Origin of the sequence: Bacillus sp. FSL K6-1560, assembly GCF_038592935.1 — a bacterium.
In the GTDB taxonomy this organism is placed as follows: Bacteria; Bacillota; Bacilli; order Bacillales; family Bacillaceae; genus Bacillus; species Bacillus subtilis.
The window spans coordinates 1,571,927-1,597,572 of the sequence record NZ_CP151946.1; the positions used below are offsets into that span (position 1 = coordinate 1,571,927).

General features: G+C 43.6%; 27 protein-coding genes and 1 pseudogene. 25 read left to right on the plus strand and 3 right to left on the minus strand.

Annotated features, from left to right (window positions below):
- Positions 1–176 precede the first annotated feature (176 nt).
- The 8 genes from NYE22_RS08500 to NYE22_RS08535 are packed head-to-tail and all read left to right on the plus strand — an operon-like array spanning position 177 to position 5,188.
- Positions 177–695 (plus strand): YqeG family HAD IIIA-type phosphatase, encoded by a 519-nt coding sequence (locus NYE22_RS08500; RefSeq protein WP_003226126.1) that lies wholly within the window; start codon positions 177–179, stop codon positions 693–695.
- 3 nt (positions 696–698) lie between these two features.
- A complete protein-coding gene (gene yqeH / locus NYE22_RS08505) occupies positions 699–1,799 on the plus strand; it encodes a ribosome biogenesis GTPase YqeH (protein ID WP_003229966.1) in 1,101 nt (366 codons plus the stop codon).
- 17 nt (positions 1,800–1,816) lie between these two features.
- Entirely contained in the window at positions 1,817–2,659 is an 843-nt protein-coding gene (aroE, locus tag NYE22_RS08510) for a shikimate dehydrogenase (RefSeq protein ID WP_014480317.1), read from the plus strand.
- Positions 2,653–2,943: a ribosome assembly RNA-binding protein YhbY gene (gene yhbY, locus NYE22_RS08515; RefSeq protein ID WP_003226133.1), complete on the plus strand. Its 291-nt coding sequence runs from the start codon at positions 2,653–2,655 to the stop codon at positions 2,941–2,943. The genes aroE and yhbY overlap by 7 nt, the downstream gene beginning before the upstream one ends.
- Positions 2,944–2,954: 11 nt before the next feature.
- On the plus strand, positions 2,955–3,524 hold the full coding sequence (locus NYE22_RS08520) for a nicotinate-nucleotide adenylyltransferase (RefSeq protein WP_004398676.1): 570 nt from the start codon (positions 2,955–2,957) through the stop codon (positions 3,522–3,524).
- The gene (yqeK, locus tag NYE22_RS08525; RefSeq protein ID WP_014480316.1) at positions 3,514–4,074 is read left to right on the plus strand and encodes a bis(5'-nucleosyl)-tetraphosphatase (symmetrical) YqeK; all 561 of its coding nucleotides are present in this window, start codon (positions 3,514–3,516) and stop codon (positions 4,072–4,074) included. Before NYE22_RS08520 ends, yqeK begins: the two co-directional genes overlap by 11 nt.
- 17 nt (positions 4,075–4,091) lie before the next feature.
- On the plus strand, positions 4,092–4,448 hold the full coding sequence (gene rsfS, locus NYE22_RS08530) for a ribosome silencing factor (protein ID WP_014477391.1): 357 nt from the start codon (positions 4,092–4,094) through the stop codon (positions 4,446–4,448).
- Entirely contained in the window at positions 4,445–5,188 is a 744-nt protein-coding gene (locus tag NYE22_RS08535) for a class I SAM-dependent methyltransferase (RefSeq protein WP_032726197.1), read from the plus strand. The genes rsfS and NYE22_RS08535 overlap by 4 nt, the downstream gene beginning before the upstream one ends.
- Positions 5,189–5,253: 65 nt before the next feature.
- Here the strand turns inward: NYE22_RS08535 and comER are convergent, their stop codons facing one another.
- Positions 5,254–6,075 (minus strand): late competence protein ComER, encoded by an 822-nt coding sequence (comER, locus tag NYE22_RS08540; protein ID WP_032726195.1) that lies wholly within the window; start codon positions 6,073–6,075, stop codon positions 5,254–5,256.
- 83 nt (positions 6,076–6,158) lie between these two features.
- Here comER and comEA point away from each other — a divergent pair, with 83 nt between their 5' ends.
- The 3 genes and pseudogenes from comEA (at position 6,159) to NYE22_RS08555 (ending at position 9,748) form a co-directional block, all read left to right on the plus strand.
- Positions 6,159–6,776, plus strand: coding sequence for a competence protein ComEA (gene comEA / locus NYE22_RS08545; RefSeq protein ID WP_032726193.1), 618 nt, complete (start codon positions 6,159–6,161; stop codon positions 6,774–6,776).
- A 66-nt stretch (positions 6,777–6,842) separates the two neighbouring features.
- Complete coding sequence (locus NYE22_RS08550; protein WP_003229978.1) at positions 6,843–7,412, plus strand: ComE operon protein 2; 570 nt, start codon at positions 6,843–6,845, stop codon at positions 7,410–7,412.
- A gap of 3 nt (positions 7,413–7,415) precedes the next feature.
- A pseudogene (locus NYE22_RS08555) lies at positions 7,416–9,748 on the plus strand (DNA internalization-related competence protein ComEC/Rec2).
- 39 nt (positions 9,749–9,787) lie between these two features.
- Here the strand turns inward: NYE22_RS08555 and NYE22_RS08560 are convergent.
- On the minus strand, positions 9,788–9,922 hold the full coding sequence (locus NYE22_RS08560) for a YqzM family protein (protein WP_003229983.1): 135 nt from the start codon (positions 9,920–9,922) through the stop codon (positions 9,788–9,790).
- Positions 9,923–9,962: 40 nt separating this feature from the next.
- On the opposite strand from NYE22_RS08560, the gene NYE22_RS08565 reads away from it, so the two are divergent.
- Both NYE22_RS08565 and holA read left to right on the plus strand, forming a co-directional pair.
- On the plus strand, positions 9,963–10,112 hold the full coding sequence (locus NYE22_RS08565) for a hypothetical protein (RefSeq protein WP_003229985.1): 150 nt from the start codon (positions 9,963–9,965) through the stop codon (positions 10,110–10,112).
- Positions 10,113–10,151: 39 nt separating this feature from the next.
- The gene (holA, locus tag NYE22_RS08570; protein WP_029317888.1) at positions 10,152–11,195 is read left to right on the plus strand and encodes a DNA polymerase III subunit delta; all 1,044 of its coding nucleotides are present in this window, start codon (positions 10,152–10,154) and stop codon (positions 11,193–11,195) included.
- Between the two features lie 14 nt (positions 11,196–11,209).
- On the opposite strand, the gene rpsT is transcribed toward holA, so the two are convergent.
- Positions 11,210–11,476 (minus strand): 30S ribosomal protein S20, encoded by a 267-nt coding sequence (gene rpsT / locus NYE22_RS08575; RefSeq protein ID WP_003229989.1) that lies wholly within the window; start codon positions 11,474–11,476, stop codon positions 11,210–11,212.
- Between the two features lie 203 nt (positions 11,477–11,679).
- On the opposite strand from rpsT, the gene gpr reads away from it, so the two are divergent.
- The 12 genes from gpr to mtaB all read left to right on the plus strand — a co-directional run bounded on the left by gpr (position 11,680) and on the right by mtaB (position 25,615).
- Positions 11,680–12,786 (plus strand): GPR endopeptidase, encoded by a 1,107-nt coding sequence (gpr, locus tag NYE22_RS08580; RefSeq protein WP_014480309.1) that lies wholly within the window; start codon positions 11,680–11,682, stop codon positions 12,784–12,786.
- 62 nt (positions 12,787–12,848) lie between these two features.
- Positions 12,849–14,054 (plus strand): spore autolysin SpoIIP, encoded by a 1,206-nt coding sequence (gene spoIIP, locus NYE22_RS08585; protein WP_014477383.1) that lies wholly within the window; start codon positions 12,849–12,851, stop codon positions 14,052–14,054.
- Positions 14,055–14,070: 16 nt separating this feature from the next.
- The gene (locus NYE22_RS08590; protein WP_161986208.1) at positions 14,071–14,409 is read left to right on the plus strand and encodes a YqxA family protein; all 339 of its coding nucleotides are present in this window, start codon (positions 14,071–14,073) and stop codon (positions 14,407–14,409) included.
- Positions 14,410–14,542: 133 nt separating this feature from the next.
- Positions 14,543–16,381, plus strand: coding sequence for a translation elongation factor 4 (lepA, locus tag NYE22_RS08595; protein WP_003229999.1), 1,839 nt, complete (start codon positions 14,543–14,545; stop codon positions 16,379–16,381).
- A gap of 53 nt (positions 16,382–16,434) precedes the next feature.
- The gene (hemW, locus tag NYE22_RS08600) at positions 16,435–17,574 is read left to right on the plus strand and encodes a radical SAM family heme chaperone HemW (protein ID WP_342412448.1); all 1,140 of its coding nucleotides are present in this window, start codon (positions 16,435–16,437) and stop codon (positions 17,572–17,574) included.
- Between the two features lie 80 nt (positions 17,575–17,654).
- Complete coding sequence (gene hrcA / locus NYE22_RS08605; protein ID WP_003246126.1) at positions 17,655–18,686, plus strand: heat-inducible transcriptional repressor HrcA; 1,032 nt, start codon at positions 17,655–17,657, stop codon at positions 18,684–18,686.
- A gap of 71 nt (positions 18,687–18,757) precedes the next feature.
- Positions 18,758–19,321: a nucleotide exchange factor GrpE gene (grpE, locus tag NYE22_RS08610; protein WP_003230005.1), complete on the plus strand. Its 564-nt coding sequence runs from the start codon at positions 18,758–18,760 to the stop codon at positions 19,319–19,321.
- 23 nt (positions 19,322–19,344) lie between these two features.
- Positions 19,345–21,180, plus strand: a complete 1,836-nt coding sequence (gene dnaK, locus NYE22_RS08615; RefSeq protein ID WP_014477380.1) for a molecular chaperone DnaK — start codon at positions 19,345–19,347, stop codon at positions 21,178–21,180.
- A gap of 199 nt (positions 21,181–21,379) precedes the next feature.
- Positions 21,380–22,507, plus strand: coding sequence for a molecular chaperone DnaJ (gene dnaJ, locus NYE22_RS08620; RefSeq protein ID WP_041850026.1), 1,128 nt, complete (start codon positions 21,380–21,382; stop codon positions 22,505–22,507).
- 24 nt (positions 22,508–22,531) lie between these two features.
- Positions 22,532–23,467 carry a 50S ribosomal protein L11 methyltransferase gene (prmA, locus tag NYE22_RS08625; protein ID WP_032726187.1) on the plus strand — a complete coding sequence of 312 codons (936 nt, stop codon included), beginning with the start codon at positions 22,532–22,534 and terminating at the stop codon, positions 23,465–23,467.
- A 22-nt stretch (positions 23,468–23,489) separates the two neighbouring features.
- A complete protein-coding gene (locus NYE22_RS08630; RefSeq protein WP_038829708.1) occupies positions 23,490–24,260 on the plus strand; it encodes a 16S rRNA (uracil(1498)-N(3))-methyltransferase in 771 nt (256 codons plus the stop codon).
- Positions 24,260–25,615: a tRNA (N(6)-L-threonylcarbamoyladenosine(37)-C(2))-methylthiotransferase MtaB gene (gene mtaB, locus NYE22_RS08635; protein ID WP_003230017.1), complete on the plus strand. Its 1,356-nt coding sequence runs from the start codon at positions 24,260–24,262 to the stop codon at positions 25,613–25,615. Before NYE22_RS08630 ends, mtaB begins: the two co-directional genes overlap by 1 nt.
- Positions 25,616–25,646 lie beyond the last annotated feature (31 nt).

The window sequence follows — 25,646 nt, forward strand, 5'->3', positions numbered from 1 at the left end:
TTATAATTTGTCTAAAGAGTGATGTAATAAGAGTGGATAGTGTGTGTAAATTTATCCACACCTGGTGAAGAAACCCAATTTTTGTCGAAATTTTTTTGCTCAGTTTTTCTTTAGGCGCAAGTTCGATTTTTTTCGACAATCATTTTGAAAGATAGAAAAAGGGAAGGGTGCGGGTTTTGTTAAAAAAGTTTTTTTTACCTGACGAGTTTGTAAAAAATATTTTTCATATTACACCTGAGAAATTAAAGGAACGAAATGTAAAAGGGATTATTACTGACCTGGATAATACGCTTGTTGAATGGGACAGACCGAATGCGACGCCGCGATTGATCGAGTGGTTTGAAGAAATGAAGGAACACGGCATTAAAGTGACAATTGTCTCTAATAATAACGAAAGAAGAGTGAAACTTTTCTCAGAACCGCTTGGAATCCCATTCATCTATAAAGCAAGAAAACCGATGGGTAAAGCCTTTAATAGAGCGGTGCGCAATATGGAGCTGAAAAAAGAGGACTGCGTTGTCATCGGAGACCAGCTGCTGACCGATGTACTCGGGGGAAACCGAAACGGCTACCATACGATTTTGGTCGTGCCAGTCGCTTCCTCTGACGGATTCATTACGCGCTTTAACCGCCAGGTCGAACGCAGAATACTGAGTGCTCTCAAACGAAAAGGGCACATTCAGTGGGAGGAGTAAGAAATGGAAAAGGTTGTTTGTATCGGGTGCGGAGTTACGATCCAAACCGAGGACAAAACAGGTTTGGGGTACGCGCCGCCTGCATCGCTTACGAAAGAAAATGTGATTTGCCAGCGTTGCTTCAGACTGAAAAACTATAATGAAATACAAGATGTCTCCTTAACTGATGATGATTTTTTGAACATTCTTCACGGTATTGGAGAAACGGACTCTCTTGTCGTAAAAATTGTTGATATTTTTGATTTTAACGGCAGCTGGATTAATGGGCTGCAGCGCTTGGTGGGGGGAAACCCTATCTTATTAGTTGGCAATAAAGCGGATATTTTGCCTAAGTCACTGAAAAGAGAGCGTCTGATCCAATGGATGAAGCGTGAAGCGAAAGAGCTTGGCTTAAAACCGGTTGACGTATTTTTGGTCAGTGCGGGACGCGGCCAGGGAATAAGAGAAGTAATTGACGCGATTGAGCATTACCGCAACGGAAAAGACGTCTATGTTGTCGGATGTACAAATGTAGGAAAGTCAACCTTTATTAACCGGATTATTAAAGAAGTGTCAGGTGAAGAAGATATTATTACAACATCCCAATTTCCTGGCACAACCCTTGATGCGATTGAAATCCCGCTGGATGACGGTTCATCGCTTTATGATACACCGGGAATTATCAACAACCATCAAATGGCGCATTATGTCAATAAAAAGGATCTGAAAATATTATCTCCTAAAAAGGAGCTGAAGCCTCGCACATTCCAGCTTAATGATCAGCAAACACTGTATTTTGGCGGACTTGCAAGGTTTGATTATGTGTCTGGGGAAAGATCTCCTTTTATTTGCTATATGCCGAATGAGCTGATGATTCATAGAACAAAACTTGAAAATGCAGACGCGCTATATGAAAAGCATGCAGGGGAATTGCTCACACCTCCGGGTAAAGATGAAATGGATGAGTTTCCGGAATTGGTCGCCCATACGTTTACGATAAAAGACAAAAAGACAGATATCGTTTTCTCTGGGTTAGGCTGGGTTACTGTCCATGACGCCGATAAAAAGGTAACTGCATACGCGCCAAAAGGCGTTCATGTATTTGTTCGGCGTTCATTAATTTAAGAAAAGGGGAGAGGAGTATGAAAAAGCTGTATGGGGTTATCGGAAATCCGATTGGCCATTCTATGTCACCTGATATTCATAACGCATCATTGAAAGACCTCGGGCTTGACGGACATTATCATGCCTTCAAGGTAGAAGAGGATGATCTGGAGGATGCGGTAAAAGGAATAAGAGCTCTAGGCGTACAAGGAATCAATGTGACTGTTCCGCACAAGGTTTCCATTATGGATTATCTGGATCATATTGATGAGAGTGCAAAAGTGATCGGTGCCGTAAACACGGTCAGAAGAGAGGGAGATAAGCTTGTCGGATACAATACCGATGGGGAAGGCTTCGTGAAGTCATTAATGAAGGTATTAGACAAGCCCATCTCTGAACTGTCATTCTTAATGATCGGCGCTGGCGGAGCGGCGAGAGCCATTTTTACAACAATTGTCCGAAATACCCCGAAAAAATTTGACATTTGCAACCGGACGTTAGAAAAAGCAAAGCGGCTTACAGAAGCTACTCCCTCGTTTCACAATAAAGAAGTATTAAGCATAAAAGAAGCAGAAGAACGTCTTGAGCAGTATGATGTTATCATCCATACAACGTCTGTGGGCATGTATCCGAACGTGGATGATGTGCCGCTTTCATTACAGCGTGCCGCGAGCAGTGCCGTCGTATGTGATATCGTGTATAATCCAATACAGACGGCCCTTTTAAAGGAAGCAAGCCAAAAAGGCTTGAAAACACTCGACGGTGTGGGCATGTTTGTTGAACAGGCAGCATTGTCTTTCCAATTGTGGACTGGACAAGAGCCTGATATTGAAAAAATGAGATCCATTGTAATAGGAAAATTAGGAGGAACAGAATGTTAACAGGTAAACAAAAACGTTTTTTGCGTTCTAAAGCGCATCATTTAACGCCGATTTTTCAAGTAGGTAAAGGCGGAGTAAACGACAACATGATTAAACAAATTGCTGAGGCGCTTGAAGCGAGAGAGCTGATTAAAGTCAGCGTGCTTCAGAATTGCGAAGAGGATAAAAACGATGTAGCGGAAGCTCTTGTAAAAGGAAGCCGCTCTCAATTGGTGCAGACAATCGGCAATACGATTGTGTTATATAAGGAATCAAAGGAAAATAAACAAATCGAGCTTCCTTAAAGGTGGTTGAAATGAAGAAAATCGGAATTTTCGGAGGCACGTTTGACCCTCCGCATAATGGTCACCTCTTAATGGCGAATGAGGTGCTGTACCAGGCGGGGCTTGATGAAATTTGGTTTATGCCTAATCAAATTCCGCCGCATAAACAGAACGAAGACTATACCGACAGCTTTCATCGCGTGGAAATGCTAAAGCTTGCAATTCAATCTAATCCGTCCTTTAAGCTGGAGCTTGTTGAAATGGAAAGAGAAGGACCGTCATATACCTTTGATACCGTTTCTTTACTGAAGCAGCGTTATCCAAATGATCAGCTGTTCTTTATTATCGGCGCTGATATGATTGAATATTTGCCGAAATGGTATAAGCTGGACGAGCTGCTGAACCTCATTCAATTTATTGGAGTAAAGCGCCCCGGTTTTCATGTTGAAACCCCTTATCCGCTTCTCTTTGCAGACGTTCCGGAATTTGAGGTATCATCAACTATGATAAGGGAACGGTTTAAAAGCAAGAAGCCCACTGACTACTTAATCCCTGATAAAGTGAAGAAGTATGTAGAGGAGAATGGTTTATATGAATCGTGAGGAGGCACTTGCATGCGTGAAGCAGCAATTGACCGAACACCGATATATCCATACGGTTGGCGTGATGAACACGGCGATCGAACTTGCGGAGCGTTTTGGAGCCGATTCTAAAAAAGCGGAAACAGCGGCAATCTTTCATGATTACGCCAAATTCCGCCCGAAAGAAGAAATGAAACAAATTATTGCGCGAGAAAAAATGCCTGCGCATTTATTGGATCATAATCCGGAGCTCTGGCACGCTCCGGTCGGCGCTTATTTGGTCCAAAGAGAGGCAGGGGTTCAAGATGAAGACATTCTTGACGCCATTAGGTATCATACCTCAGGGCGCCCCGGCATGACACTTTTAGAAAAAGTCATTTACGTTGCCGATTACATTGAGCCAAATCGGGCATTTCCCGGTGTCGATGAGGTGCGTAAGCTTGCTGAGACAGATTTGAATCAAGCGCTGATTCAGTCCATTAAAAATACAATGGTTTTTCTTATGAAAAAAAATCAACCGGTTTTTCCAGACACATTTTTAACATATAACTGGCTTGTGTCTGGCAGCTGAACAGGAGGAATTTGTGAATGAACCAAAAGTCCATTTTAAAGATCGCAGCTGCGGCTTGCGACGATAAACGGGCAGAGGATATTTTAGCACTGGATATGGAAGGTATTTCTCTGGTTGCTGATTATTTTCTGATCTGCCACGGAAATTCAGATAAACAGGTACAGGCGATTGCCCGTGAAATCAAGGATCAGGCTGATGAAAACGGCATTCAAGTCAAAAAGATGGAAGGCTTTGATGAAGCAAGATGGGTTCTCGTTGATCTAGGCGATGTGATTGTCCATGTCTTCCACAAGGACGAAAGAAGCTACTACAACCTTGAAAAGCTGTGGGGAGACGCTCCGCTCGCAGATCTTGACTTTGGAATGAATCAATGATTTATCAAGGCTTTGCAAGCGTGTATGACGAGTTAATGTCACACGCGCCTTACGATCAATGGACAAAATGGATTGAAGCATCTCTCCCGGAAAAAGGCCGTATTCTCGATCTGGCATGCGGCACGGGGGAAATCTCCATCCGGCTTGCCGAAAAAGGCTTCGAGGTTACAGGCATCGATCTCAGCGAAGAGATGCTTTCTTTCGCCCAGCAAAAGGTATCGAGTAGCCAGCCTATTTTATTTCTTCAGCAGGATATGAGAGAGATTACCGGCTTTGACGGTCAGTTTGACGCTGTTGTGATATGCTGTGACTCATTAAATTATTTAAAAACAAAAAATGATGTGATCGAAACCTTTAACAGTGTTTTTCGGGTATTAAAGCCTGAAGGCATTCTGCTGTTTGATGTTCATTCATCTTTTAAAATTGCGGAAGTCTTTCCGGATAGCACATTTGCTGACCAGGACGAAGATATCAGCTATATTTGGCAGAGCTTTGCCGGAAGTGACGAGCTTTCTGTCATTCATGATATGTCGTTTTTTGTGTGGAACGGAGAAGCGTATGATCGTTTTGATGAGACACACGAGCAAAGAACGTTCCCGGTGGAAGAATACGAAGAAATGCTTAAGAACTGCGGCTTTCAGCTCCATCGCGTGACAGCTGATTTTACGGATACCGAGCCATCAGCACAATCAGAACGCCTCTTTTTCAAGGCGCAGAAATCAAAAACCATCGTTTCTTAAAACGATGGTTTTTTAAAATGCTTTTTTATGCTTTTGCAGTACAGACGAAAGTATGACATACTCGTCTACACATGAAACTGCTTTTTCACTGCAGAAATATCCTCCTCGTACTTCATATGAGTATTTTGAAATACCCGGTGAAACATATCCTGCACACCGCTTTCCAGCGCTTTAATGCCTTCTCCTGTTACACCACCTTTAACGCAAACCTTTTCCTGTAATGCAGGCAGGGTATACAATTCGGTTTCTAACAGTTTTCCCATTCCGACAAGCATTTCCTTACACATCAAAATCGCGTCCTGTTTAGATACTGATGTTTCCGTGACAGCTGCATCTATAAACCGCTGAATCAGATAGCTCATAAAAGCGGGGCCGCAGCTTACGATGTCTGATGCAACCCTTGTGATGTCACTTTCAATTTGCAGCGGATGAGAGATATGCTGCATCAGCTCATTGATTTTCGTTTTTGCAGATTCGCCGCAGCTTGTGCCGAACGTGACGAGAGAAACACCTGCCAGCGCTCTGTTCGTAATACTTGGGATCACTCGCGCCACTTGACACGGCACATATTGTTCGAGCTGTTCGGTTTGAACGGGGCTTGTAATTGAAATGAGAATATGATCTTTTCTTAAATAAGGTAGCGCTCTTGCCAGTAAAGGATATATATCAAGCGGCTTAACACAAATAAAAATCATCTCATTTTCAGAAACGAGCTTTTCGAGACTTTCGGTAACGTTGATGCTGTTGTAGCGGTTTTTTATGTGCAACGCTTTTTCAATTGTGCGGTTTGTGATTGTCATGTTTGAGGGATCGGCCGCTTTTGATTCAATAAATGATTCGATAAGGATCGTACCCATATTTCCTGTGCCGATAAAGCCTATCTTCAATGGTTTCCCCTCCTTTGAGCTATTATCCTCTAAACCATATGTGTTATGAAAATAAAATATGACGAAAGCGGGGAACATGCACGATGAATTGGTTGAATCAGCATAAGAAAGCAATTGTTTTAGCGGCTTCTGCGGCTGTTTTCACAGCGATTATGATCTTTCTGGCCACAGGGAAAAATAAAGAGCCGGTGAAGCAAGCTGTACCAACAGAGGCAGAAAATACAGTGGTAAAGCAGGAAGCAAACAACGACGAGTCAAGCGAAACAATTGTGATAGACATCAAAGGTGCTGTTCAGCATCCAGGCGTTTATGAAATGCGTACAGGGGACAGAGTATCTCAGGCAATTGAGAAAGCAGGCGGGACCAAAGAACAAGCAGACGAAGCGCAAGTAAATTTGGCGGAGATTCTGCAGGACGGGACAGTGGTGTACATCCCGAAAAAGGGAGAGGAAACAGCAGTGCAGCAAGGTGGCGGAGGGTCTGTCCAAAGCGATGGAGGGAAGGGAGCGCTGGTGAATATCAATACAGCAACCTTAGAGGAGTTACAAGGCATCTCAGGGGTGGGGCCATCCAAAGCTGAAGCTATTATTGCATACCGGGAAGAAAACGGGCGTTTCCAAACAATTGAAGAAATCACTAAGGTTTCAGGAATAGGTGAAAAGTCATTTGAGAAAATAAAGTCTTCCATTACAGTAAAGTGATTTGACGGTCATGCATTATGATAGGTAAACTATAGGTCAGGCAACACAACATTTGGAGGGAACAACGTGGAACGAATTTCATGGAATCAATACTTTATGGCTCAAAGCCATTTATTGGCGCTGCGCAGCACATGTCCGAGATTATCTGTCGGCGCTACTATAGTCAGAGACAAACGCATGATAGCAGGAGGCTACAACGGGTCAATCGCGGGCGGTGTACATTGTGCAGATGAAGGATGCTTAATGATAGATGATCATTGCGCAAGAACGATTCACGCTGAAATGAATGCGATTCTTCAATGCTCTAAGTTTGGGGTGCCGACTGATGGAGCGGAGATTTATGTGACGCATTATCCGTGCATTCAATGCTGCAAATCTATTATTCAAGCTGGTATCAAAACGGTTTATTATGCTGAGGATTACAAAACACATCCGTATGCGCAGGAATTATTTGAACAGGCGGGTGTAACTGTTGAACAGGTTGAACTCGATGAAATGATCGTTGATCTGAAAAACAGAGAAAAGCTTTCATTTGTAGCGGGTCTTATAGGGAAATTGGCCGATGCCGGTTTAGCGGAGGAAGAATTGAAAAAGATACATGAACAGGCGAATACACTTTTCACGAGCTACGTGTGATGAATGCGTAATTCGCGTTTGTTATTGCCTATGGCGGCAGCTTCGGCAACGGCTGGAATTACTGCCGCCGCTTATTTCCCCGCTATTTTTCTTTTCATCCTCTTTCTCCTCATCATTTTAATCAAAACGAGGCACGCTTTTCTTATTATTGTTTGTTTCTTCTCTTTTATATTGTTTTTTGTACTGTATGCAGTCACAGATTCTCAGAATGTCTCTTCCTATCGGCAGGGAACCTATCAATTCAAGGCAGTGATTGACACTATTCCCAAAATTGACGGCGACCGTATGTCTATGATGGTTAAGACACCTGATAAGGAAAAATGGGCTGCTGCGTATCGCATTCAGTCTGCTGGTGAAAAAGAACAGCTGTTATACATAGAACCAGGAATGTCATGTGAGTTGACTGGTACATTGGAAGAACCGAATCACGCAACTGTGCCGGGTGCATTTGATTATAACGAGTATCTTTATCGGCAGCATATTCATTGGAACTACTCTGTCACGTCTATCCAAAACTGCAGCGAACCTGAAAATTTTAAGTACAAGGTGCTCAGCTTGAGAAAACATATCATATCATTCACAAACAGCCTTCTGCCTCCTGATTCGGCAGGGATTGTACAGGCACTTACAGTTGGTGACAGATTTTATGTGGAGGATGAAGTGCTTACCGCGTATCAAAATCTTGGTGTTGTCCATCTCTTGGCAATATCAGGACTCCACGTGGGGATTTTGACAGCAGGTTTGTTTTATATCATGATTCGCCTTGGTATAACTAGAGAAAAGGCGTCAATTCTGTTGCTGTTATTTCTGCCGCTCTATGTGATGTTGACCGGCGCTGCTCCTTCAGTGCTACGCGCCGCTCTCATGGCGGGTGTTTACTTAGCTGGAAGCCTTGTCAAATGGCGTGTCCACTCTGCAACTGCAATTTGTCTTTCATACATCGTCCTTCTGCTCTTCAATCCTTATCATCTCTTTGAAGCCGGTTTTCAGCTATCGTTCGCCGTCAGTTTTTCTTTAATTCTATCCTCTTCTATTTTTCATCAGGTTAAAACCTCCTTGGGGCAGCTGACAATTGTATCACTCATCGCTCAGCTGGGCTCGCTTCCGATTCTCCTATATCATTTTCATCAGTTTTCTATCATCAGCGTACCGATGAATATGTTGATGGTACCATTTTATACCTTCTGTATTTTGCCGGGAGCTGTAGCAGGTGTTCTTCTATTAAGTCTTTCCGTTTCGTTTGGGAGATTGTTTTTCAGCTGGTTTGATTTATTGATAAGCTGGACCAATAGGCTAATCACAAACATTGCAGATGTTGAAGTGTTCACGATTATGATCGCACATCCTGCACCTGTTTTGCTTTTTTTATTCACGGTCACGATCATCCTATTGCTTATGGCGATTGAAAAACGCTCCTTGTCGCAGTTGATGGTAACCGGAGGCATTTGCTGCACGGTGATGTTTCTGCTCTTTATATATCCGTGTCTTAGTTCCGAAGGAGAAGTGGATATGATAGATATTGGACAGGGTGACAGCATGTTTGTAGGTGCTCCGCATCAGCGGGGTCGTGTCTTAATTGATACCGGCGGCACTTTGTCTTACTCGTCAGAGCCTTGGCGCGAAAAACAGCATCCGTTTTCACTGGGGGAAAAGGTGCTGATTCCGTTTTTAACTGCTAAGGGAATCAAGCAGCTTGACGCTTTAATTCTGACGCACGCTGACCAAGATCATATCGGAGAGGCGGAGATTCTGCTGAAGTATCATAAAGTAAAGCGCCTCGTGATTCCGAAAGGGTTCGTTTCTGAACCTAAAGATGAGAAAGTGCTGCAGACAGCCAGAGAAGAGGGAGTGACAATTGAAGAGGTGAAGCGAGGCGATGTATTGCAAATAAAGGATTTGCAGTTCCATGTACTGTCACCTGAAGCACCTGATCCGGCAAGCAAAAATAATTCATCTCTCGTTCTTTGGATGGAGACGGGCGCGATATGAGCTGGATCTTGACGGGTGATCTGGAGAAAGAAGGGGAACAAGAGGTGATGAACGTGTTTCCGAATATAAAAGCAGATGTGTTAAAGGTGGGGCACCATGGGAGCAAAGGCTCTACCGGTGAAGAATTCATCAAACAGCTTCAGCCGAAAACGGCCATTATCTCAGCCGGGAAAAACAATCGGTACCATCATCCTCATCAAGAAGTTCTGCAACTATTACAGAGACATTCTATCCGCGTGCTGCGAACAGATCAAAACGGAACGATCCAATATAGATACAAAAACAGAGTTGGAACCTTTTCTGTCTATCCTCCATATGATACATCAGATATAACAGAGACGAACTAAAAAAGACTGCCGAGAAATCAGCAGCCCGGGCAGTCGCTGTTATGAACCAACTAGGTGAATAACCGTTGCCATGACAAACAAGAAGGCGAAAAATCCGAAGGACACAACAAAACCAACAGCTGAATCTACAGCATCATTTCGTTTGCTTTGAACGTTTTTTTCAAAATCATTCAACTTTATCCCTCCTGACTGACTTAAGTATAATGGAATTGTTTTGAAAAATCTAGAAGCTAAGGTAACGTTTTCTGTTCTGGTGATTATCGCCTTTTTACAAGCTGTCCCGGGGGCTTGCGAACAGGCGTTTAATATAAATGGGGAAGCAGCAGTCAGGCTTCCTCTTTACTATTTTGCAAACTCAATTTAGGATAGAAGGGGATGATGAAAGAGAGGAAGTCGTACAACAATGGTATTTGATGTGTGGAAAAGCCTGAAAAAAGGAGATGTCCATCCAGTTTATTGTTTATACGGAAAAGAGACATATCTGCTGCAAGAAACCGTCAGCAGGATCAGACAGACGGTCGTTGATCAGGAGACAAAGGATTTCAATCTATCCGTTTTTGATCTGGAAGAGGACCCGCTGGATCAAGCGATTGCAGATGCTGAAACGTTTCCGTTTATGGGAGAGCGGCGTCTTGTCATTGTGAAAAATCCATATTTTTTAACTGGTGAAAAGAAAAAAGAAAAAATTGAGCACAACGTCAGTGCGCTTGAATCATATATACAATCACCTGCGCCTTACACAGTCTTTGTCCTGCTTGCTCCGTATGAAAAGCTTGATGAGCGGAAAAAGCTGACGAAAGCGTTAAAGAAGCACGCGTTTATGATGGAGGCGAAGGAATTAAACGCAAAGGAAACGACGGACTTTACTGTCAACCTTGCAAAAACAGAGCAGAAAACAATCGGCACGGAAGCGGCGGAGCATTTGGTTCTGCTTGTGAATGGACATCTGTCATCGATTTTTCAGGAGATTCAAAAGCTCTGCACGTTTATTGGAGATCGTGAAGAAATTACGCTGGATGATGTGAAAATGCTTGTTGCTAGAAGCCTTGAACAAAATATTTTTGAGCTGATCAATAAAATCGTCAACCGAAAACGAACTGAGAGTCTGCAAATTTTTTATGATTTGCTTAAACAAAATGAAGAACCGATCAAAATTATGGCGCTTATTTCGAACCAGTTCCGGCTGATTCTGCAGACAAAGTACTTCGCGGAACAGGGATACGGACAAAAACAAATCGCTTCTAATCTAAAAGTTCACCCATTTCGGGTAAAGCTGGCGATGGATCAAGCAAGGCTTTTTTCAGAGGAGGAGCTCCGTTCAATTATTGAACAGCTTGCCGTCATGGACTATGAGATGAAAACCGGGAAAAAGGACAAGCAGCTTCTGCTCGAACTGTTCCTTTTACAGCTGTTAAAAAGAAATGAAAAAAACGATCCCCATTATTGAGGATCGTTTTTATATTATGCAGAAAGTCCGTTCACTTTTTTCGCTAGTCTTGATTTGTATCGAGCTGCGGTATTTTTGTGTACAAGACCTGTTTTCACTGCTTTATCAATACGTTTAGCTGCTTCAGTAAGAGCAGTTTTCGCTTTGTCAGCTTCGTTGTTGGCAACAGAAGCTTCAACTTGTTTGATTGCAGTACGCATAGCAGATTTGATTGTCGCGTTATGAACGCGGCGTTCGTTGTTTGTTTTTGTACGTTTAATCGCTGATTTAATGTTTGGCATGTGTTTCACCTCCTAAGATACAACCTGTAGCACAGTGTCTTAAGGTTAAATCTTCTTCACAATAGAACAAATTGTATTCTATCAAACACACCTTTAGATTGCAATATAAATGTAAAGTATTTTTCATTGAAGGTTCTCTTTTTAGCATGATTCATTCAGCAAATGGCAACAATATAGGTACTTAATGTGAAGGAGGCCCCTGTATGAAAAAGAGTGAGCTGGATGTGAATCAGTATTTGATACGGACCGATTTGGCAGTGGAAACGAAGGAAGCAATGGCCAATCAGCAGGCTGTGCCGACAAAAGAAATTAAAGGCTTCATTGAAAAAGAGCGTGATCACGGCGGCATTAAAATCCGCACAGTTGATGTTACAAAGGAAGGCGCAGAGCTTTCGGGAAAAAAAGAAGGGCGCTATTTAACGCTTGAAGCACAGGGAATCAGGGAGAATGATTCGGAAATGCAGGAGAAGGTCTCTGCTGTCTTTGCGGAGGAATTCTCAGCTTTTCTTGAAAACCTTAATATCTCAAAAGATGCGAGCTGTTTGATCGTTGGGCTCGGCAACTGGAACGTGACACCTGATGCGCTTGGACCGATGGCAGTAGAAAATCTGTTGGTAACAAGGCACTTGTTTAAGCTTCAGCCGGAAAACGTACAGGAGGGTTACAGGCCTGTCAGTGCATTTGCACCGGGTGTAATGGGGATAACAGGAATCGAAACAAGTGACATTATTAAAGGTGTGATTGAGCAATCGAAGCCTGATTTTGTCATAGCCATTGATGCGTTGGCGGCGCGGGCGGTGGAAAGGGTCAACACAACCATTCAAATATCGGATACAGGCATTCACCCGGGATCTGGAGTGGGGAATAAACGAAAAGATTTAAGCAAAGACACGCTTGGTGTTCCGGTGATTGCTATCGGTGTTCCGACAGTAGTTGATGCCGTGACAATTGCCAGCGACACGGTGGACTACATATTAAAACATTTTGGCAGAGAAATGAAGGATAACAGGCCATCAAGATCGCTTGTTCCGGCAGGCATGACGTTTGGGAAAAAGAAAGTGCTCACTGAAGAAGATCTTCCCGATCAAAAGCAGCGCCAATCGTTCCTAGGGATTGTCGGAACCCTTCAAGAAGATGAAAAACGGCAGCTCATTCACGAGGTGCTTTCGCCTTTAGGGCACAACTTAATGGTTACGCCGAAGGAAGTCGATTCATTTATCGACGATATGGCAAATGTTTTAGCGAACGGATTAAACACAGCGCTTCATGAAAAAGTGTCACAAGAAAACAAAGGCTCCTACAATCACTAAACAGTTCTACTTCCTCTAGCTTGTTCATAGAGTAATTACTAGACAAGCGCTGGAGGGATTCAATGAGAAATAAACGCAGAAACAGACAGATTGTTGTTGCGGTAAATGGAGGGAAAGCGGTAAAAGCCATTTTTCTATTTATCGTAAGCCTTATCGTGATTTTTGTTCTATCCGGTGTGCTGACGTCTCTCCGGCCGGAACTTAGGCCGTCGTCTGACTCTTTTTATGGGATTGCTGAAGAATTGCCGGGTGACGTATTTGCACATTTGCTGCGGATGGAAAACCATTATTTCGCTTCTGACCTCTCTCAAACCGACAGCTCATTTCATCTTTCTCGTCTTTCTTTAAAGCTGGCGACGAGCATTAACCTCGAAGATCCGCGGAGCTTTCTCGGTCGGGAGCTGCCAGGGTTTGCACAATTTGATACCGAGATTTTGTTAGCTGGACAAGGAACCGATTATACGAATATGCCTGCGGAATCGCCGCCGCCGTCTAAGGTGATGGAGGAAGAAAGGGAAGCGAATTTGGCAGAGATTGAAAAACAGCAAACGCAATCAGATAATGCACAAAAAGATCCGCCCAAACAAACAACAGGTGATAAAAAGGTCGTGTTTATCTATCACACGCACAATACCGAATCATATCTCCCTCTATTAAAAGGCGAGACCGATCCTGACATGGCGCGCCATTCTAAAGCCAACGTCACGCTTGTAGGAGATATGTTCGGACAAGCGCTTGAATCCCAGGGAATCGGAGCCACAGTGAATAAAACCGATATACAGTCAAAATTGAATAAAAAAGGCTTAAACTATGCCAGGTCCTATGATGAATCAAGGCCGGTCGTGAAAGACGCCCTCGCTTCAAACAAAAATCTGCAATATATCATTGACATCCACAGAGACTCACGGCGCAAAAAAGACACAACCGCAACGATTAAAGGAAAAAGCTATGCCAGGGTAGCCTTTGTCGTCGGGAAAAAAAGCAAAAACTTCGAAGAAAACTATAAAATTGCGAGTGAGCTTCATAAACTGATGGAGAAAAAATACCCCGGACTTAGCACAGGTGTCTTTTCCAAAGGCTCGCCAGGCGATAATGGTGTTTACAATCAGGATTTAACAGATAGAGCGCTTTTGCTCGAGTTTGGCGGAGTAGATAATAATCTCGAAGAGCTGCAGCGTGCGGCTAACGCGGCCGCGGACGTATTCAGCGAAATGTACTGGGATGCTGAAAAGGTCAACGCAGCGAGCGGGGAGACGAAAAAACAATAAGAAATAGGTGGTTGATTTGTTTGCATACTTTGGAAAATGCTTACTGCTTGTCACGATCATGTTTTTAGGCGTTCTGTTCGGCATGCAGCAGGCAAACAACGGGATGCTGAGTATGAAAGGCTATCATGACCCTTCACTGAAGGGGGCGTTTACGCTCACCGACGGAAAAGATAATGAAAAAGAAGCCTCAATCCTAGGAGAAACAGTCACGGCAAAAGATTTAGAAGAAAAACAAAAAGAGCTGGAAAAGGTGGAGACATTCAATATGTTTTCAAAAGCCGGACAAGCGCTTTCGAACACCGTAACCAATACTGCCCAGTCAATGTATGAATGGATACGGGATATGAATCAATAAGTACGTGAAAGAGAAAAGCAGCCCAGATATGATAGGGAACTTTTCTCTTTCTTGTTTTACATTGAATCTTTACAATCCTATTGATATAATCTAAGCTAGTGTATTTTGCGTTTAATAGTAGGAGTGATAGATTGTGACAGATAAAGAAAAGCGTTTAGAGAGGCAATCGAGAATACGGAATTTCTCTATCATTGCCCATATTGACCACGGAAAATCTACCTTAGCGGATCGTATTTTAGAAAAAACGTCGGCAATCACTCAACGAGAAATGAAAGAACAATTGCTCGATTCTATGGATCTTGAACGTGAGCGGGGCATAACCATTAAATTAAACTCTGTTCAGCTTAAATATAAAGCAAAAGACGGAGAAGAATATATCTTTCATCTAATCGATACGCCGGGACACGTCGACTTCACGTATGAAGTATCCCGAAGCCTTGCTGCCTGCGAGGGAGCGATTCTTGTCGTGGATGCAGCCCAGGGGATTGAAGCGCAGACGCTCGCTAATGTCTACTTAGCGCTTGACAACGATCTTGAAATCCTTCCGGTCATCAATAAAATCGACCTTCCGAGCGCCGAGCCCGAACGTGTGCGCCAAGAGGTAGAAGACGTTATCGGCCTTGACGCATCAGAAGCCGTGCTTGCTTCAGCAAAAGCCGGTATCGGGATTGAGGAGATTTTAGAACAAATCGTAGAAAAGGTGCCAGCTCCGACCGGAGATCCGGAGGCGCCGCTCAAAGCGCTGATCTTCGACTCGCTTTATGACGCCTACCGCGGTGTCGTGGCTTATATCAGAGTCGTTGAAGGAACGGTAAAGCCGGGACAAAAAATCAAAATGATGGCAACCGGCAAAGAATTCGAAGTAACAGAGGTGGGCGTGTTCACGCCGAAAGCAACTCCGACAAATGAACTGACGGTCGGTGATGTAGGCTTCCTGACTGCCTCAATCAAAAATGTCGGTGACACACGTGTCGGTGATACAATAACGAGCGCTGCCAATCCTGCAGAAGAAGCGCTGCCGGGATACCGCAAGCTAAACCCGATGGTGTACTGTGGTTTGTATCCGATTGATACAGCGAAGTATAATGATTTAAGGGAAGCTCTTGAAAAGCTTGAGCTGAATGATTCCTCCCTTCAATATGAAGCGGAAACTTCGCAAGCGCTTGGATTCGGGTTCCGCTGCGGATTTTTAGGCATGCTTCACATGGAGATCATTCAGGAGCGAATTGAGCGTGAGTTCAACATCGACCTGATTACAACAGCGCCAAGCGTTATCTATGACGTGTATATGACAGACGGCGAAAAGGTCGTTGTCGACAACCCGTCCAACATGCCGGATCCTCAAAAGATCGAAAGGGTTGAGGAGCCATACGTAAAAGCGACGATGATGGTGCCGAATGACTATGTCGGCGCTGTAATGGAGCTTTGCCAAGGAAAACGCGGCAATTTTATTGATATGCAGTATTTAGACGCAAACCGTGTCAGCATCATTTATGATATGCCATTAGCGGAAATCGTATATGAGTTTTTTGATCAGCTGAAATCAAGCACTAAAGGCTATGCGTCCTTTGATTATGAACTGATCGGCTACAAACCGTCCAAGCTTGTGAAAATGGACATTATGCTGAATGGTGAAAAAATCGATGCCCTTTCCTTTATCGTGCATCGTGATTACGCATATGAACGCGGAAAAGTGATCGTTGAAAAACTGAAAGAACTCATTCCGCGCCAGCAGTTTGAAGTTCCGGTACAAGCCGCAATCGGCCAGAAAATCGTGGCCCGCTCCACCATAAAAGCAATGCGTAAAAACGTATTGGCTAAATGTTACGGAGGGGACATCTCGCGTAAACGGAAACTTCTTGAAAAACAAAAAGAAGGAAAACGCCGTATGAAGCAGGTCGGCTCAGTTGAAGTGCCGCAAGAAGCATTTATGGCAGTTCTGAAAATGGACGACAGTCCGAAAAAACAATAGAAGCCGCCGCAGTCTTGTACTGCGGCTTCTTTCTGTAAAGAAGGTGAATCCATTTGAAATCAGCTTATATCCATATCCCATTTTGTGAGCATATTTGCCACTACTGCGATTTCAATAAATATTTTATTCAAAGTCAGCCAGTCGACGGGTATTTAAACGCACTCGAACAGGAAATGATAAATACAATAGCAAAAACTGGGCAGCCTGATCTCAAAACAATCTTTATCGGAGGAGGCACGCCAACCTCCCTGTCTGAGGAACAGCTCAAAAAGCTGATGGATATGATCAACCGTGTGCTGAAGCCCTCAAGCGACTTATCGGAATTTGCGGTTGAAGCGAATCCGGACGACTTGTCCGCAGAGAAATTAAAAATATTAAAAGAAGCAGGCGTAAATCGCCTCAGCTTTGGTGTGCAAACGTTCGAAGACGATCTGTTAGAAAAAATCGGCCGAGTGCACAAGCAAAAAGATGTATTCACCTCTTTTGAAAGAGCGCGGGAAATCGGTTTTGAGAATATCAGTCTTGATCTAATGTTCGGGCTTCCGGGGCAAACCCTCAAGCATCTGGAACATTCCATAAACACTGCTTTATCATTGGACGCCGAGCATTATTCGGTTTACTCCCTTATTGTAGAACCGAAAACGGTATTTTATAATTTGATGCAAAAAGGGCGGCTTCATCTTCCGCCGCAGGAGCAGGAAGCTGAAATGTATGAAATGGTGATGAGCCAGATGGAAGCTCACGGCATTCATCAATATGAAATCAGCAACTTTGCTAAGGCAGGCATGGAATCTAAGCACAATCTAACGTATTGGAGCAACGAACAATATTTCGGTTTCGGAGCCGGCGCTCACGGATATGTTGGCGGCACACGAACAGTGAACGTCGGACCTGTTAAGCATTACATTGACCTGATAGCTGAAAAGGGTTTTCCGTACAGAGATACACATGAAGTGACAACAGAAGAACAGATTGAGGAAGAAATGTTTTTAGGTTTGAGAAAAACAGCCGGTGTCAGCAAAAAACGATTCGCAGAAAAATACGGCCGTTCCCTAGATGAACTTTTCCCAAGCGTGTTAAAAGACCTCGCTGAAAAAGGGCTGATTCACAATTCGGAGTCTGCCGTTTATTTGACTCATCAAGGGAAATTATTAGGCAATGAAGTTTTTGGCGCTTTTTTGGGTGAGTTATAATTGACATTTTTCTTGTGGTTTGATACTTTTGTTATAGAATTAGCACTCACTTATTGAGAGTGCTAACAGAGGTGATGATGATGTTAACAAATCGTCAGCTGCTGATCCTTCAGGTTATAATCAACGATTTTATTAAATCGGCACAGCCGGTGGGATCAAGAACTCTTTCGAAAAAAGATGAAATCACATTTAGCTCTGCAACAATAAGAAACGAGATGGCTGACTTGGAGGAATTGGGCTTTATTGAAAAAACCCATTCATCCTCAGGACGTGTTCCGTCAGAAAAAGGGTATCGGTACTATGTTGACCATTTGCTGTCACCCGTCAAACTGACGAAAAGCGACCTGGACCAAATCCACTCGATCTTCAAAGAGAAAATTTTCGAGCTGGAGAAGACAGTTCAAAAATCAGCGCAAATTTTGTCCGATCTGACGAATTACACATCCATCGTACTCGGGCCGAAGCTGAGTGAGAATTACCTTAAACAGATTCAAATCATTCCGATTCAGCCTGATATGGCGGTAGCGATTCTCGTTACCAATACGGGGCATGTGGAAAACAAAACGATTAACTTTCCGACCAAAATGGATCTGTCTGATATTGAAAAACTGGTCAATATACTGAATGACCGTTTAAGCGGCGTTCCAATGGATGAACTGAATGAGCGCATATTTAAGGAAGTTGTCATGTACCTAAGACAGCACATTAAGAACTATGACAATATACTCGACGCGCTTCGTTCAACCTTTCATTCCACAAATCATGTTGAAAAGTTGTTTTTTGGCGGGAAAATCAATATGCTGAACCAGCCTGAGTTCCATGATATCACCCGAGTTCGGTCGCTCCTTTCATTAATTGAGAAAGAACAGGATGTTTTAAAGCTGGTTCAATCCCCGCACACGGGAATTTCGATTAAAATCGGAAAAGAAAACGACTATGAAGAGATGGAAAATTGCAGTCTGATTACGGCTTCTTATTCCGTAGACCAGAAGCAGATCGGCTCAATTGCGATTATCGGCCCGACCCGCATGAATTATTCCAGGGTTGTCAGCCTGCTTCAGCATGTGACTTCGGACTTGTCAAAAGCATTAACAAGTCTGTATGATGAATAAGGGAATTTTGGCAAATTTTATCGAAGGGCAGCACCTGTCCTTCTCCTTACACTTTGAGGGAGGTGAACACAATGTCAGAAGAAAAACAAACCGTTGAACAAAACGAAACAGAAGAGCAAGAAATCATTGAAGAACAAGCTGCCGCTGATGAACAGCAGGAAGAAACAAATGAAAGCGAACTTCTTCAAAACCAAATTAACGAATTGCAAGGTTTGCTTGAGGAAAAAGAAAACAAACTTTTGCGTGTTCAAGCAGACTTTGAAAACTATAAACGACGCAGCCGTTTAGAGATGGAAGCGTCCCAAAAATACCGTTCTCAAAATATCGTGACTGATTTGCTGCCGGCTCTTGACAGCTTTGAACGAGCGCTTCAGGTTGAAGCCGACAATGAACAGACGAAAAGTTTGCTCCAGGGAATGGAAATGGTCCACCGTCAGCTCGTAGAAGCCTTGAAAAAAGAAGGCGTCGAAGCCATCGAAGCTGTAGGGCAGGAATTTGATCCTAATCTGCACCAAGCTGTTATGCAGGCTGAAGACGAAAACTACGGCTCCAACATTGTTGTTGAGGAAATGCAAAAAGGCTATAAGCTGAAGGATCGCGTCATTCGCCCTTCCATGGTCAAAGTGAATCAATAATTACATAGCAGGAGGTTATTCAAGTGAGTAAAGTTATCGGAATCGACTTAGGAACAACAAACTCATGTGTGGCAGTGCTTGAAGGCGGCGAGCCTAAAGTGATTGCTAACGCTGAAGGAAACCGCACAACGCCATCAGTTGTTGCGTTTAAAAACGGCGAACGTCAAGTAGGGGAAGTGGCTAAACGCCAATCTATTACAAACCCTAACACAATTATGTCAGTCAAACGTCATATGGGTACTGATTATAAAGTTGAAATTGAAGGAAAGGATTACACTCCACAAGAAGTGTCTGCTATCATCCTTCAACACCTTAAATCATACGCTGAAAGCTATCTTGGCGAAACAGTATCAAAAGCAGTTATCACAGTTCCTGCATACTTTAACGATGCTGAGCGTCAAGCAACAAAAGACGCTGGTAAAATTGCAGGTCTTGAAGTAGAACGTATCATCAACGAGCCAACTGCAGCAGCGCTTGCATACGGACTTGATAAAACAGATGAAGATCAAACGATCCTAGTATACGACCTTGGCGGCGGTACATTCGACGTTTCCATCCTTGAGCTTGGCGACGGTGTATTCGAAGTTCGTTCAACTGCCGGCGACAACCGTCTGGGCGGGGACGATTTTGACCAAGTTATCATCGATCATCTTGTTTCTGAATTCAAAAAAGAAAACGGCATTGATTTATCAAAAGACAAAATGGCGCTTCAGCGTTTGAAAGACGCAGCTGAAAAAGCGAAAAAAGATCTTTCCGGCGTATCTTCTACGCAAATTTCTTTACCGTTTATCACAGCTGGAGAAGCAGGACCGCTTCACCTTGAACTTACATTAACTCGCGCTAAATTCGAAGAGCTTTCTTCTCATTTAGTAGAGCGCACAATGGGTCCTGTCCGTCAAGCGCTTCAAGATGCAGGACTTTCTGCAAGCGAAATCGACAAAGTCATCCTTGTCGGCGGATCAACTCGTATCCCTGCCGTACAAGAAGCAATCAAAAAAGAAACTGGAAAAGAAGCGCATAAAGGCGTAAACCCGGATGAAGTTGTAGCGCTTGGTGCTGCGATTCAGGGCGGCGTTATCACAGGTGACGTAAAAGATGTTGTTCTTCTTGACGTTACACCGCTTTCTCTCGGTATCGAAACAATGGGCGGCGTGTTTACAAAACTGATCGACCGCAACACGACGATCCCGACAAGCAAATCTCAAGTGTTCTCAACTGCTGCTGATAACCAAACAGCTGTTGATATCCATGTTCTTCAAGGTGAGCGCCCAATGTCTGCCGACAACAAAACACTCGGCCGCTTCCAGCTTACTGATATCCCGCCAGCACCGCGCGGCGTGCCTCAAATCGAAGTTTCTTTCGATATTGACAAAAACGGTATCGTAAACGTAAGAGCAAAAGACTTAGGCACAGGGAAAGAACAAAACATTACAATTAAATCTTCTTCAGGTCTTTCAGATGAAGAGATCGAACGCATGGTTAAAGAAGCGGAAGAAAATGCTGACGCTGATGCGAAGAAAAAAGAAGAAATCGAAGTCCGCAACGAAGCAGATCAGCTTGTTTTCCAAACTGAGAAAACATTAAAAGATCTTGAAGGCAAAGTGGATGAAGAACAAGTGAAAAAAGCCAACGATGCCAAAGACGCTTTAAAAGCAGCAATTGAGAAAAACGAATTTGAAGAGATCAAAGCGAAAAAAGATGAGCTTCAAACAATCGTTCAAGAGCTTTCTATGAAGCTTTATGAAGAAGCTGCTAAAGCACAGCAAGCTCAAGGCGGAGCAAACGCTGAAGGCAAAGCGGATGACAACGTTGTCGACGCTGAATACGAAGAAGTAAACGACGACCAAAACAAAAAATAAGTTCTTTTTAGTGTCAGCCCCGCTTCCGGAGCTGACCGAAAAGAACACATTTCATAATCTGATTCAATGATTAGAAAGTCAAAGTCAGGCATCTCTTGGCTTTGACTTTTTTTCTTGCCCGGGATAAAAGGAATTGAAAAATCATAATTCAAAATGATACAATCTAATTTATGTGAGAAATTCGGGAGAGTGAAGCGAGATGAGTAAGCGTGATTACTATGAAGTGCTGGGAGTAAGTAAGAGCGCTTCAAAGGATGAAATTAAAAAAGCTTATCGGAAGCTGTCAAAAAAATATCATCCTGATATTAACAAAGAAGCCGGATCAGATGAAAAATTTAAAGAGGTAAAAGAAGCGTACGAAACGCTGTCAGATGACCAAAAACGTGCGCATTACGATCAATTTGGTCACACTGACCCTAACCAAGGCTTCGGCGGCGGAGGTTTTGGCGGCGGCGATTTCGGCGGTTTTGGTTTCGATGATATTTTCTCAAGTATTTTCGGCGGAGGCACAAGACGGAGAGATCCAAATGCTCCGCGCCAGGGTGCTGATTTACAGTATACGATGACCCTGTCGTTTGAGGATGCGGCTTTCGGTAAAGAAACAACCATCGAAATTCCCCGCGAGGAAACGTGCGAGACATGTAAAGGCTCAGGTGCGAAACCTGGAACAAATCCAGAAACATGCTCCCACTGCGGAGGCTCCGGCCAGTTAAACGTAGAGCAAAATACACCGTTTGGAAAAGTCGTTAACAGACGGGTCTGCCACCACTGTGAAGGTACAGGCAAAATCATTAAAAACAAATGTGCGGACTGCGGCGGCAAAGGAAAAATCAAAAAACGCAAGAAAATCAATGTGACAATTCCAGCCGGTGTAGATGACGGGCAGCAGCTTCGTCTCTCGGGACAGGGTGAATCAGGAATAAACGGCGGCCCTGCCGGGGATTTATTTGTCGTGTTCCATGTACGCGCACACGAGTTCTTCGAGCGTGACGGCGATGATATTTACTGTGAAATGCCGTTAACGTTTGCTCAGGCTGCTCTTGGAGATGAGGTAGAAGTGCCGACGCTGCATGGAAAAGTGAAATTGAAAATTCCGGCCGGTACACAAACAGGAACGAAATTTAGATTAAGAGGCAAAGGCGTTCAAAATGTCAGAGGCTATGGACAGGGTGACCAGCATATCGTCGTCCGCGTCGTTACGCCGACAAATCTGACTGATAAACAAAAAGACATTATCCGCGAATTTGCCGAAGTCAGCGGAAACCTGCCTGACGAACAGGAAATGAGTTTCTTTGACAAGGTAAAACGCGCGTTTAAAGGCGATTAATTATTGGATGAGGAGTTGGTAGTTTTGAAATGGTCCGAATTAAGCATTCACACAACACATGAAGCGGTCGAACCTATCTCAAATATATTGCATGAAGCTGGTGCAAGTGGGGTTGTGATAGAGGACCCGCTTGATTTAATTAAAGAACGTGAGAATGTGTACGGGGAAATCTACCAGCTCGACCCCAATGATTACCCAGATGAGGGTGTCATTGTCAAAGCATATCTGCCGGTTAACAGTTTTCTGGGCGAAACTGTAGACGGCATTAAAGAAACGATTAATAATCTCCTTCTTTACAATATTGATTTGGGTAGAAACCAGATCACTATTTCTGAAGTAAATGAAGAAGAGTGGGCGACTGCCTGGAAAAAGTATTATCATCCTGTGAAAATTTCTGAAAAGTTTACAATTGTGCCGACGTGGGAGGAATATACGCCGGTCCATACTGATGAACTGATTATTGAAATGGACCCGGGAATGGCTTTCGGCACAGGGACACATCCGACAACCGTACTCTGCATTCAGGCGCTTGAACGCTTTGTGCAAAAGGGTGATAAGGTGATTGATGTCGGCACTGGTTCAGGAATTTTAAGTATTGCGGCTGCAATGCTTGAGGCTGAATCGGTTCATGCCTACGATCTTGATCCCGTGGCTGTAGAAAGTGCACGCCTTAATCTCAAGCTGAACAAAGTCAGCGATATTGCTCAAGTGAAGCAAAACAATTTGTTAGACGGGATTGAAGGGGAACATGATGTGATTGTGGCCAACATTTTGGCTGAAGTCATTCTTCGCTTTACTTCACAAGCGTACAGCCTGTTAAAAGAAGGCGGCCACTTTATTACGTCAGGAATCATCGGGCATAAAAAACAAGAAGTAAAAGAAGCACTGGAACAAGCTGGCTTTACCATTGTAGAAATCCTTTCAATGGAAGATTGGGTCAGCATTATTGCGAAAAAATAACAGTTAGTAGGTGTCACAGCGTATGCAACGATATTTTATCGAGCTCACGAAGCAGCAAATAGAGGAAGCGCCGGCTTTTTCGATTACCGGCGAAGATGTTCATCATATTGTGAACGTGATGAGAATGAATGAGGGAGATCAGATTATCTGCTGCTCTCAAGACGGCTTCGAGGCAAAATGTGAACTTCAATCTGTTTCCAAAGATAAAGTGTCCTGCCTTGTGATAGAATGGACGAATGAAAACAGAGAGCTTCCGATAAAGGTCTATATTGCGAGCGGCCTTCCGAAAGGAGATAAGCTTGAATGGATTATCCAAAAGGGGACTGAGCTCGGAGCTCATGCCTTTATTCCTTTCCAAGCCGCGCGTTCTGTTGTCAAGCTGGATGACAAAAAGGCAAAGAAAAAGCGGGAAAGATGGACGAAAATTGCAAAGGAAGCGGCTGAGCAATCGTACCGTAACGAAGTGCCGCGAGTGATGGATGTCCATTCTTTTCAGCAGCTTCTTCAAAGGATGCAGGATTTCGATAAATGTGTCGTTGCATACGAGGAGTCATCGAAGCAAGGGGAAATAAGCGCATTCAGCGCGATTGTAAGCAGCCTTCCGAAAGGATCATCTCTATTGATCGTATTTGGTCCAGAAGGCGGTTTAACAGAAGCGGAGGTTGAACGGCTCACAAAGCAAGACGGTGTGACGTGCGGCCTTGGACCGAGAATTTTAAGGACAGAAACCGCTCCGCTATACGCGTTGAGCGCGATTTCTTATCAAACAGAGTTATTAAGAGGTGATCAGTAATGGCAACTGTTGCTTTCCATACGCTTGGCTGTAAAGTCAACCATTATGAAACAGAAGCAATCTGGCAGCTTTTCAAAGAAGCGGGCTATGAAAGAAGAGACTTTGAACAAACAGCTGATGTATATGTCATTAATACATGTACGGTTACAAATACGGGAGATAAAAAAAGCCGCCAAGTGATCAGACGCGCCATTCGTCAAAATCCTGACGGTGTCATCTGTGTCACAGGCTGCTACGCGCAAACCTCACCTGCTGAGATTATGGCGATCCCCGGTGTCGACATTGTAGTTGGAACACAGGACCGTGAAAAAATGCTTGGCTACATTGACCAATACCGAGAAGAACGCCAGCCGATTAATGGCGTCAGCAACATCATGAAAGCAAGAGTATATGAAGAGCTTGATGTGCCTGCTTTCACGGATCGCACAAGAGCGTCATTAAAAATACAGGAGGGCTGCAATAATTTCTGCACATTCTGTATCATTCCGTGGGCGCGCGGCCTGCTCCGCTCCCGCGATCCTGAAGAAGTCATTAAACAAGCGCAGCAGCTTGTTGATGCCGGATATAAGGAAATTGTTCTTACGGGTATTCATACAGGCGGCTATGGCGAAGATATGAAAGATTACAACTTCGCGAAGCTTTTGAGCGAATTAGACACCCGTGTGGAAGGCGTGAAACGGATCAGAATTTCTTCAATCGAAGCCAGCCAAATCACTGACGAAGTGATCGAGGTCTTAGACCGCTCAGATAAGATAGTGAATCATTTGCATATTCCTATCCAATCCGGATCAAACACAGTGCTTAAACGAATGAGACGCAAATATACAATGGAATTCTTTGCAGACCGTTTAAATAAATTGAAAAAAGCACTGCCAGGCTTAGCTGTTACTTCTGATGTCATCGTCGGATTCCCTGGAGAAACAGAAGAAGAATTTATGGAAACCTATAACTTTATTAAAGAACATAAATTCTCTGAACTGCATGTTTTCCCTTACAGTAAACGTACAGGAACACCAGCTGCGCGAATGGAAGACCAAGTGGATGAAAACGTGAAAAACGAACGTGTGCACCGCCTGATTGCTCTTTCTGACCAGCTTGCAAAAGAATACGCTTCTCAGTATGAAAATGAAGTGCTTGAGATTATCCCTGAGGAAGCGTTTAAGGAAACAGAAGAAGAAAATATGTTTGTCGGTTACACAGACAATTATATGAAGGTTGTTTTCAAAGGTACGGAAGATATGATCGGCAAAATCGTAAAAGTCAAAATCCTAAAAGCAGGTTATCCTTACAACGAAGGACAGTTTGTCCGTGTGGTTGAGGATGAAATAACTGAACACATGCGTTTGTCTTCTTAACCTAAAAAATCGGTGCATTAAAATGTACCGG

What these genes read in the sequence shown, in the direction of transcription:
- yqeH (WP_003229966.1), top strand. Translation starts at nt 699, where the DNA reads ATGGAAAAGGTTGTTTGTATCGGGTGCGGAGTTACGATCCAAACCGAG.
- NYE22_RS08630 (WP_038829708.1), top strand. Translation starts at nt 23,490, where the DNA reads ATGCAACGATATTTTATCGAGCTCACGAAGCAGCAAATAGAGGAAGCG.
- grpE (WP_003230005.1), top strand. Translation starts at nt 18,758, where the DNA reads ATGTCAGAAGAAAAACAAACCGTTGAACAAAACGAAACAGAAGAGCAA.
- comEA (WP_032726193.1), top strand. Translation starts at nt 6,159, where the DNA reads ATGAATTGGTTGAATCAGCATAAGAAAGCAATTGTTTTAGCGGCTTCT.
- yhbY (WP_003226133.1), top strand. Translation starts at nt 2,653, where the DNA reads ATGTTAACAGGTAAACAAAAACGTTTTTTGCGTTCTAAAGCGCATCAT.
- yqeK (WP_014480316.1), top strand. Translation starts at nt 3,514, where the DNA reads ATGAATCGTGAGGAGGCACTTGCATGCGTGAAGCAGCAATTGACCGAA.
- mtaB (WP_003230017.1), top strand. Translation starts at nt 24,260, where the DNA reads ATGGCAACTGTTGCTTTCCATACGCTTGGCTGTAAAGTCAACCATTAT.
- holA (WP_029317888.1), top strand. Translation starts at nt 10,152, where the DNA reads ATGGTATTTGATGTGTGGAAAAGCCTGAAAAAAGGAGATGTCCATCCA.
- rpsT (WP_003229989.1), bottom strand. Translation starts at nt 11,476, where the DNA reads ATGCCAAACATTAAATCAGCGATTAAACGTACAAAAACAAACAACGAA.
- spoIIP (WP_014477383.1), top strand. Translation starts at nt 12,849, where the DNA reads ATGAGAAATAAACGCAGAAACAGACAGATTGTTGTTGCGGTAAATGGA.
- hrcA (WP_003246126.1), top strand. Translation starts at nt 17,655, where the DNA reads ATGTTAACAAATCGTCAGCTGCTGATCCTTCAGGTTATAATCAACGAT.
- aroE (WP_014480317.1), top strand. Translation starts at nt 1,817, where the DNA reads ATGAAAAAGCTGTATGGGGTTATCGGAAATCCGATTGGCCATTCTATG.
- gpr (WP_014480309.1), top strand. Translation starts at nt 11,680, where the DNA reads ATGAAAAAGAGTGAGCTGGATGTGAATCAGTATTTGATACGGACCGAT.
- NYE22_RS08520 (WP_004398676.1), top strand. Translation starts at nt 2,955, where the DNA reads ATGAAGAAAATCGGAATTTTCGGAGGCACGTTTGACCCTCCGCATAAT.
- rsfS (WP_014477391.1), top strand. Translation starts at nt 4,092, where the DNA reads ATGAACCAAAAGTCCATTTTAAAGATCGCAGCTGCGGCTTGCGACGAT.
- dnaJ (WP_041850026.1), top strand. Translation starts at nt 21,380, where the DNA reads ATGAGTAAGCGTGATTACTATGAAGTGCTGGGAGTAAGTAAGAGCGCT.
- NYE22_RS08535 (WP_032726197.1), top strand. Translation starts at nt 4,445, where the DNA reads ATGATTTATCAAGGCTTTGCAAGCGTGTATGACGAGTTAATGTCACAC.